Genomic DNA, 7,763 nt, shown 5'->3' with positions numbered 1-7,763 from the left:
GGCCGCTATAAAATCGGCAAAACCGGCACCGTACAGCATCAGGCGCGGGTCGTCGGGCGGGGTTTGGCATGCATAGGCCAGTGCGGCGGCGGCCAGCCATTTTTCGCCGGCCAGATGGCAAAGTGCCGGATAGTTGGCGACGATGGCATCGACACAGCCCTTGAATACGGTATTGCGGTAGACGGCAAAGCCGGGCTGGGCCGTCAGGCTGCCATCGGTCTTGTCGCCTGCCAGCGCCGCGATAAAATCGTCGTGAAATTGCGTACTCATGCGGCCATCGCCGTCTGGCCAAGCAGGTCATGGGCGCGTTCCCGCTCGTGCAGCAAGCTGGCAAAAGCGGGGACATGGCCATCGCGCTCAAGCAGGGTCGGGCGCGGCCCGCTGCGTGCCAGCAGGCGTGCATACAAGTCCCATACCGCCTCGCTCACCGGCATGTCGTGCGAATCTATCAGTAGTGCCTCTCCCCACTGCGGGTCGCGGCTATGGCCGGCCAGATGGATTTCGGCAATGGCCGCCACCGGCACGGCATCAATCCAGTCGCCGGCGCTATAGCCGAGGTTATTGGCACCGACAAATACATTATTGACGTCGATCAGCAACTGGCAGCCGCTACGGGCGGCAAGCTCGGTCAGAAATTCGATCTCGCCGATTTCATGCTCCAGCGCGAGGTAATGTGCCGGGTGTTCGATGGCGATGGTGCGACCCAGTGCATCTTGTACCCGGCCGATATTGGCGGCCAGCCGGGCAAGTGTGCTGCGCGTGCGCACGACAGGCAGCAGATCGGGCCAGCAGTTGCCGCGCCATGCCGACCAGGCCAGATGCTCGGAGACTAGGACCGGCTCGATACGCTGTGCCAGTGCCACCAGTCGCGCAAGATGCGCAGTGTCAGGCTCGGCGGCACCGGCTAAGGATAGCCCGACCCCGTGCAGCGATAGCGGGTGCTGCGCGCGTATGCGCGCGAGCCATGCCAGACGCGGGCCGCCATCGGCCATATAGTTTTCGGCGTGGACTTCAAACCATAGCCCTTGCGCCCGCGCCGCAAGCGCCTCTTCGAAATGTTGCGGTTTCAGCCCGATTCCACAGCTCAGCATGTCTGCCTCCGGTCAAAATACCGCCCGCCATGATGGCGGGCGATGGCGGGGTTTAACTCTTGCTTGGCTCTAGCGAGCCCATGCCTTTCGGGGTCTTCATGCTGGTGCAACTGCCTTTGGCGACGTATTTCCACGCATTGGCCTGATAGTCCATCTTGGACGAACCGGCGCAACTGGTACCGGCACCTGCCTTGCAGTCGTTCTGGCCGGCGACGGACACGCCATAGCACTTCTCTTTTTCCATCGGGGCGGTTGCCGCCATGGCGGCACCGCTGATCAGGGCGGACAGTGCGGCGGCCAGTACAGTCTGGGTCTGAGTCATGATGTTTCTCCTATTGCAGGCTAAGGGTGCCGGCAGCTGTTGCCGCCGGTCCCTAGCCAATTCGCAAGAGATGCGGGATCGGTTACAGTAGCGGTGAAAAATTTATTTCGGGTAGTTGTTGCCGGGCTTGTAACCACCATGCTCGCGGGAGCGAATAAGAGATGGTCGACAAGGATGCTAAGGAAGCCTTGCTTTGCAGCTTGCTGAGCCGCGGCCTGGATGGGGACGCAGCGGCATACCGCCGTTTTCTCGGTGCACTGGCGCCACATTTACGTGCGTTTTATCGCCGGCGCCTGTCGGCATGCCCGGAAGATGTCGAGGATCTGGTGCAGGAGGCCTTGCTGGCGATTCACAATCAGCGAGCCAGCTGGGCGCGGGATCAGCCGGTGACGGCCTGGCTGTATGCGATTGCACGCTACAAACTGATTGATTTCTGGCGCCGTCACGGACGGCACGACAGGCTGAATGTTCCGCTGGACGACCATCACGAGCTAATGGCCCAGACTGATCAGGAGGCCCGCGATGCCCGCCATGATCTGGCGGTGTTGTTGCAGGATCTGCCCGATGGCCAGCGGCTGCCTATCGTGCATATGAAACTGGAAGGCTTGTCGGTCAGGGAAACGGCGGCCATGACCGGACTGAGCGAGTCAGCGGTCAAGGTTGCGATCCATCGCGGCCTGAAGGCACTGGCGGCCATGATAAGGAACGGATGATGAAAACGGCGGAATTGATTGATTTGCTGGCTGCGGGCGAGACCCGGCTGGCGCCGCAAAAGGTGGCCAGACCCTTGGCGCGGGCGCTGCTGGCCGGGCTACTGGCTGCCTTGCTATTAATGCTGGTTTTGCTGCGGCTGAATCCGGCGCTGGCGGCCGATGCCGGGCGCGCCATCTTCTGGGTCAAGCCGCTGTTTGCCTTGTCGCTATTGCTGCCCTCGCTGCTGCTGGCGGTACGGCTGTCGCGGCCCGGTACGCGTGTGGCCGGATTGGCGCCGGCATTATTGCTGCCGGTGCTGCTATTGTGGCTGCCCGCCGGCAGCGAGCTGGCGGCAGCGCCGGAGGCTGCCCGCTGGGCGCTGCTTGCGGGCAGTAGCTGGCAAGCGTGTGTGCCCAGTATCCTGCTGCTGTCGCTACCGGTATGGGGCTTGATGCTGATGGTGATGCGCCGGCTGGCGCCTACCCGTTTGCGTCTGGCGGGTGCGGCTGCCGGGCTGGTCGCCGGGAGTGGCGGGGCGCTGGTCTATACCCTGCATTGCCCCGAACTGGCGCTGCCTTTTGTGGCGCTATGGTACCTGGCAGGTATGCTGCTGCCCGCCTTGCTGGGCGCCATCACCGGTCCACGCCTGCTGGCGTGGTAGGGCACACGGCCAAAGCTTGGTGCCAAGCCGGCCTTATCTTGCGGCGCTGGGGCGCTATGATGCTGTTGTTGCTTGCCGCTGTGTATTGTGGGTGTCGCCAGCCGGACATCAGGGGGCATGCAGGCGTCTGGTATGATGATATCAGTTAGAATATGATGAAATTTTGATAAAAGAGGCCGCAATGTCCGCTCATCAACTTCCGCGCTGGAGCTGGGTTTTTCCGCTATTGGCTTGCGTGCTGTTGGGTATCGCTTTTAGCGGTGTCAATTCGACCTGGTTTCTGGTCGCTGTGGCCGTGTGTCTGGGCGGTGCGGTTTTTGCCGCCGTCCATCACGCCGAGGTGATTGCGCACCGTATCGGCGAGCCTTTCGGTACGCTGGTGCTGGCGCTGGCGGTGACCATTATCGAAGTCGCACTGATCCTGTCTATGATGCTGTCCGGTGGCGAGGACAAGCTGGCGCTGGCTCGCGATACGGTCTTTTCGGCCATCATGATTATCTGCAACGGCATTGTCGGCCTGTGTTTGTTGCTGGGCGGCCTGCGTCATGGCGAGCAGGAGTATCAGCAGCAGGGCGTGAGTGCGGCGATGGCGGTATTGACTTCGATGGCGGTGCTGACGCTGGTGTTGCCCAATTACGGCCTGAGCGAAGCGGGGCATATGCTGTCATCCAAACAGCTGGCCTTTACCGGCGTGGTTTCGCTGGTATTGTACGGCGCTTTCGTTTTTGTACAGACCGTCCGCCATCGCGACTATTTTCTGGATGAAGCCAGCAACGAGAGCGCGCACGCCACCACCGACAACAAGGTCGCGATCTGGAGTGCCGGCTTGCTGCTGGTTTCGCTGGTCGCCGTGGTTGGCCTGGCAAAAGTACTTTCGCCTTCCATTGAAAACATGGTGAGCGTGATGGGGGCACCGCAGGCGGTGGTCGGCATTATTATTGCCGCTATGGTGTTGTTGCCCGAAGCCTTGGCGGCCACGCGTGCCGCCCGAGCCAACCGCTTGCAGACCAGCTTGAATCTGGCACTGGGTTCGGGTCTGGCGTCGATCGGGCTGACCATTCCGGCCGTGGCTCTTATCTTCGTGATCACCGGCCAGCCTTTGGTGCTGGGTCTGGAAATGAAGGAAACCGTGCTGCTGGGGCTGACTTTACTGGTGGGCTCCATGAGCCTGGCGACGGGTAAGACCACCATCTTGCAGGGCGTTGTGCATCTGGTGCTGTTTGCCACCTTCCTGTTTTTCGCGGTTTCGCCGTAAGCCGGCAGCGCGGTTTGCCTTCCCCGGCGCTACTGTCCGGCCTTGGCCAGTATTTCGGCAAACTGCGCGCTTTGAAAGGCGCGCTGCTGCGCTTGCTGCTGCTGTTGCAGGCGTAGAATGCCGGCCTCGGTATAACCGCCAAAGTCATGCAGCCAGCGCCACAGCATGACTTGCTGCGGATAGAACCAGTCGGGACGGGTTTTGCTGCTGCGGATGTAATTATTGCAGTGATCGTCGAACATCGCGCATTGCTCGTGGCCTTCGGGCAGGCTGGAAGAAGCGGCCGCCTGATCGGCAAGGTCGCGTGCCACTTCATTGAGATGCGCTTGTACGCTGCGCTCACTGCGCAGGAAAAAGCGGAAGTCGCTGTGCTGTTGCATCAGGCTGTGCGCCATTTCATCGATGCTGGCCAGCGGCGGCTCGCCCAGCGCCAGTGTTTCGGTGTATTGCTGGTTGAGCAGGCGCTCCAGCATCTGGCTGACAAAGCCGGCCATGTCGCCTGCTTTCAGGCGGGTAAACAGCATGCTGTAGCGGCTGTCGTGCTCCATCACCAAGACACAGGGCCGGCGGCGCACCGTCACCATATGCACCTGCCACTGCCAGACATGGGCGGGCGGCTCGCCATCATGGGTGCGCAGCAGCAGGGCATCAGCGGCCGGATCTTTGGATGGGGGTGTTTCCACCAGTCGGGTGCCGGCTTTTTTGTCTTCGATAAAATCGGCAAAGGCACGGCTGCAGTTGAAAATCAGCATGGGACTATCGTTCCGGTATGGGTAGGGGGCGCTTGGGCGGGCTGCTACAGTGGTAGTTTCGCAGCGATAACACCCATGCCGGCATGGGCCGGTAGCGGGTATTTTAACCATAAGGAGAAGAGGATGCAGCTACGTACGCTGTTATTGCTGGTGGTGGCGGGCCTGATCGCCGTGTTTGTGGCGCTGAACTGGGCAGTGGTGATGACGCCCAGCACGCTGTCGCTGGGTTTTACGGATATTCAGGCATCGCTGGGCTTGGTGATGCTGGGGCTGATGGTGCTGCTGGTTGCGCTGTTTCTGGTCTACATCGTTTATCTGCAAGGCTCGGTACTGATGGATGGGCGTCGCCATGCCCGCGAACTGCAGGCCAATCGCGAGCTGGCCGACAAGGCCGAGGTGTCGCGTTTCAGCGAGCTGCGTAGCTATCTGGAAGCCGAATTGGCCAAGCTTGCCGCGCAGAATGCCGCGCTGAAGGCCGAGCTGGGCCAACGCATCGAAGAATCCGGCAACGGCATTGCCGCCTGCATTGGCGAGCTGGAAGACCGGCTGGAGCGCAAGACGCCACCAGCCAATAGCTGAGCCGTTTTACACCGCTTCCAGCGGCACGGAGCAACTGCCGCAGATCAGCACCACTTCCTTGGAGATCCACGCACTGGCGCCGCACTGCGGGCAGGCCAGACGCGAGCGGTTGCTGGGGCGCGGCGGGGGCGGTGCCAGAATGGGCAGGGGTTTGCCTTGTGCCTCGGCCGCTTCCATCGGCGCTTCGTTCAAGGCTGCCGCCGGCTCCGGCCGGTAGGGCTCGATATCATTCATGCCGTCCGGCGCGGGCGGCGCATTTTCATTGAAACTCACCATGCTGCGCGCCAGTACGCGTTCAGGCGGCTCGGGCGCGTGCCTGTCGTACACCGGCAGGACAAAGCCTGCGTCCAGTAAGGTCTGGCATGCGCCGGCAAACAGCCCGCCCTCGATAATGTAGTGGCTGACGCGCGAGCCCGATTCTTCGCCGCCGGGCGCACCGGTGGTGCTGGGCATCAGGCCGACTTCCTTCATCTTCTCGGCCCACTCGCGGTTATGGTGGTTGGACGGCGTAACCGATCCCTTGTTTTCCTGCCAGTGATGCACCATCTCGTGCGCCAGCGTAGACAGCACAGTTTCGACCGGACGCAGCGCAAAGTAGCCGGGATTGAGCGCCAGCTCGTCCAGCGAAGCGCCATCGCGGCTGACAAAGCGCGCATGCTGGTGGTGGCCGTAGCGGGTGCGCTGCGCACGCAGCGTAATCATGCACTGCGGCAACTCGCCCGCGAACAGCGTGCTATTGAAGTGGTCGAACGCGCGTTGCAAAGCGCCGTAAAGCTCGAGGCTGGGCGTGCTGGGGCTGGCCATGCGGGTATTCCTTTCATCCATCGGCAAAGGGTCCCGCTTGCGCCGGGAACAGGGGCGGTATTGTCGACGCAGCCATGGGCTTTGTCCATGCCGGCATCGGCCAGGCACGCTTGTGCGCGGCCGAGATGTTAATAAGTGTGAACCCGGCGGCCGATGCCAACATCTGGCAACAAAGCGCACGGCATGTCATCGCCAATCATTTGGGCCGGCATGCTCTAATGAAAGCATCCAGTCTCGATGAAAGCCGATCATGCTCAAGCGCCCGCTGACCCTCATTCTTTTCATGTCCTTCCTGCTGTATGGCGTCTGCAGCGTGTGGGCACACGGCTGGCCGGCCGATTACTGGGCATGGCGTTCGCAACTGCGCCTGTTGAGCGGCGTGATGCTGCTGGCGGTCATGGCCGGTTCCATGCTGCTGGCGATGCGCCCGCTGTGGCTGGAACGCGCGATGGGCGGGCTGGACAAACTTTATGCCCAGCATAAACGCTTCGGCATCGCCTCGGGCCTGCTCTTGGGCGCGCACTGGCTGATCGAGTTGTCCCCCAAGCTGTTTGTGGCCATGCAATGGGCAGAGCCAAAAATCCGCCGTGCCGGTGGCGGGGCGCGTGACCCGCTCGTCAGCCTGGCCAAAGACATGGGCGAATGGGCTGGCTGGCTGATGCTGGGCATGGTGCTGCTGGCGTTGTTGCGGGCGCTGCCTTATCGCATCTGGCGTCCATCGCACAAGCTGTTTGCACCGATCGCCCTGGCCGGCGTCTTTCATGGCCTGATGCTGGCCGACAAGGCCTTATGGCTGACCCCGGCCGGCGCTTTGCTGGCGCTATTGCTGCTGTGCACGGCCTTGAGCGCGCTGTGGTCGCTGTCTGGCCGTATCGGCCGTTCGCGCCGCCACCATGGCCATATCACTTCGGTACAGGCCTTGCCCGGCCAGTCGCTGGAAGTCTGCTGCCGCGTTGCCGGCTGGCCCGGCCATAAAGCCGGCCAGTTTGCACTGGTGAGCTTTGATGCCGGCGAAGGCGCCCACCCGTTCACCATCGCCAGCGCCGAGCGCGATGGCGGCGAGTTGCGCTTCATTATCAAGGCGCTGGGGGATTACACCGCCACCCTTCCAGCCATCCTCAAGGCAGGGGATAGTCTCGAGGTGGAAGGGCCGTATGGCTGTTTTGAGCGCAGCGGCAGCACGCGCGAGGCCTGGGTCGCCGGCGGCATCGGCGTCACCCCGTTTCTGGCATGGCTGGAGGCGCGTACCCAGACAGGCGAAGTGGCGCCAGTGGATTTTTACTACTGCGTTAAAAATAGCGCCGAAGCCGCCGCGCTAGGCGAGGTGCGCGCCGCCTGCCTGCGCTCGGGCGTGAGCCTGCACCTGATCGAGAGCGATCAGGGCGCGCGGCTGGATGTGGCGATGTTGCCCGAGGTCGATGCGGTGTGGTTTTGCGGGCCGGCAGGCATGGGCGACGCCTTGGCGCGCGGCTTGGCGGCACGGCAGCAGGCGCCGGTCTTCCATCGCGAGGCTTTCAGCATGCGTTGATGGGTTTGTGTCCGCTGCGCGGACGTGTTTTTTACTTGCCGCTTCCGCTGACCGAGCGCGGCAAGCGCAGCGGCGCGA

The 7,763-nt window shown here is 62.5% G+C and carries 10 protein-coding genes; 5 read left to right on the top strand and 5 right to left on the bottom strand.

The window, feature by feature from the left end; translation table 11 throughout:
- The 3 genes from ACRC1E_RS12200 to ACRC1E_RS12190 form a co-directional block, all read right to left on the bottom strand.
- The coding region (locus ACRC1E_RS12200) for an HvfC/BufC N-terminal domain-containing protein (RefSeq protein WP_438515364.1) at positions 1 to 270 on the bottom strand (270 nt) is incomplete at its 3' end.
- Entirely contained in the window at positions 267 to 1,091 is an 825-nt protein-coding gene (gene bufB / locus ACRC1E_RS12195; protein ID WP_438515363.1) for an MNIO family bufferin maturase, read from the bottom strand. The genes ACRC1E_RS12200 and bufB, both read right to left, overlap by 4 nt.
- A gap of 52 nt (positions 1,092 to 1,143) precedes the next feature.
- Positions 1,144 to 1,413: a BufA1 family periplasmic bufferin-type metallophore gene (locus ACRC1E_RS12190; RefSeq protein ID WP_438515362.1), complete on the bottom strand. Its 270-nt coding sequence runs from the start codon at positions 1,411 to 1,413 to the stop codon at positions 1,144 to 1,146.
- 161 nt (positions 1,414 to 1,574) lie between these two features.
- Here ACRC1E_RS12190 and ACRC1E_RS12185 point away from each other — a divergent pair, with 161 nt between their 5' ends.
- From ACRC1E_RS12185 to ACRC1E_RS12175, 3 genes are all read left to right on the top strand, one after another.
- The gene (locus tag ACRC1E_RS12185; protein WP_438515361.1) at positions 1,575 to 2,126 is read left to right on the top strand and encodes a sigma-70 family RNA polymerase sigma factor; all 552 of its coding nucleotides are present in this window, start codon (positions 1,575 to 1,577) and stop codon (positions 2,124 to 2,126) included.
- Entirely contained in the window at positions 2,126 to 2,767 is a 642-nt protein-coding gene (locus ACRC1E_RS12180; RefSeq protein WP_438515360.1) for an NrsF family protein, read from the top strand. The genes ACRC1E_RS12185 and ACRC1E_RS12180 overlap by 1 nt, the downstream gene beginning before the upstream one ends.
- 181 nt (positions 2,768 to 2,948) lie before the next feature.
- Positions 2,949 to 4,022 carry a calcium:proton antiporter gene (locus ACRC1E_RS12175; protein WP_438515359.1) on the top strand — a complete coding sequence of 358 codons (1,074 nt, stop codon included), beginning with the start codon at positions 2,949 to 2,951 and terminating at the stop codon, positions 4,020 to 4,022.
- A gap of 29 nt (positions 4,023 to 4,051) precedes the next feature.
- Here ACRC1E_RS12175 and ACRC1E_RS12170 read toward each other — a convergent pair whose 3' ends face one another.
- Complete coding sequence (locus ACRC1E_RS12170; protein ID WP_438515358.1) at positions 4,052 to 4,774, bottom strand: DUF6933 domain-containing protein; 723 nt, start codon at positions 4,772 to 4,774, stop codon at positions 4,052 to 4,054.
- A 123-nt stretch (positions 4,775 to 4,897) separates the two neighbouring features.
- Here ACRC1E_RS12170 and ACRC1E_RS12165 point away from each other — a divergent pair, with 123 nt between their 5' ends.
- Entirely contained in the window at positions 4,898 to 5,353 is a 456-nt protein-coding gene (locus tag ACRC1E_RS12165; RefSeq protein WP_438515357.1) for a hypothetical protein, read from the top strand.
- 6 nt (positions 5,354 to 5,359) lie between these two features.
- Here ACRC1E_RS12165 and ACRC1E_RS12160 read toward each other — a convergent pair whose 3' ends face one another.
- Entirely contained in the window at positions 5,360 to 6,157 is a 798-nt protein-coding gene (locus tag ACRC1E_RS12160) for a SprT-like domain-containing protein (RefSeq protein WP_438515356.1), read from the bottom strand.
- A 250-nt stretch (positions 6,158 to 6,407) separates the two neighbouring features.
- On the opposite strand from ACRC1E_RS12160, the gene ACRC1E_RS12155 reads away from it, so the two are divergent.
- A complete protein-coding gene (locus tag ACRC1E_RS12155) occupies positions 6,408 to 7,685 on the top strand; it encodes a ferredoxin reductase family protein (protein WP_438515355.1) in 1,278 nt (425 codons plus the stop codon).
- The last annotated feature ends 78 nt before the right edge of the window (positions 7,686 to 7,763 follow it).

The sequence above is a fragment of the Craterilacuibacter sp. genome, from assembly GCF_051659485.1.
Classification (GTDB): Bacteria; Pseudomonadota; Gammaproteobacteria; order Burkholderiales; family Chromobacteriaceae; genus Craterilacuibacter.
Note: the sequence above shows the minus strand (reverse complement) of the source record. Positions and strands in the feature narration are given on the sequence as shown.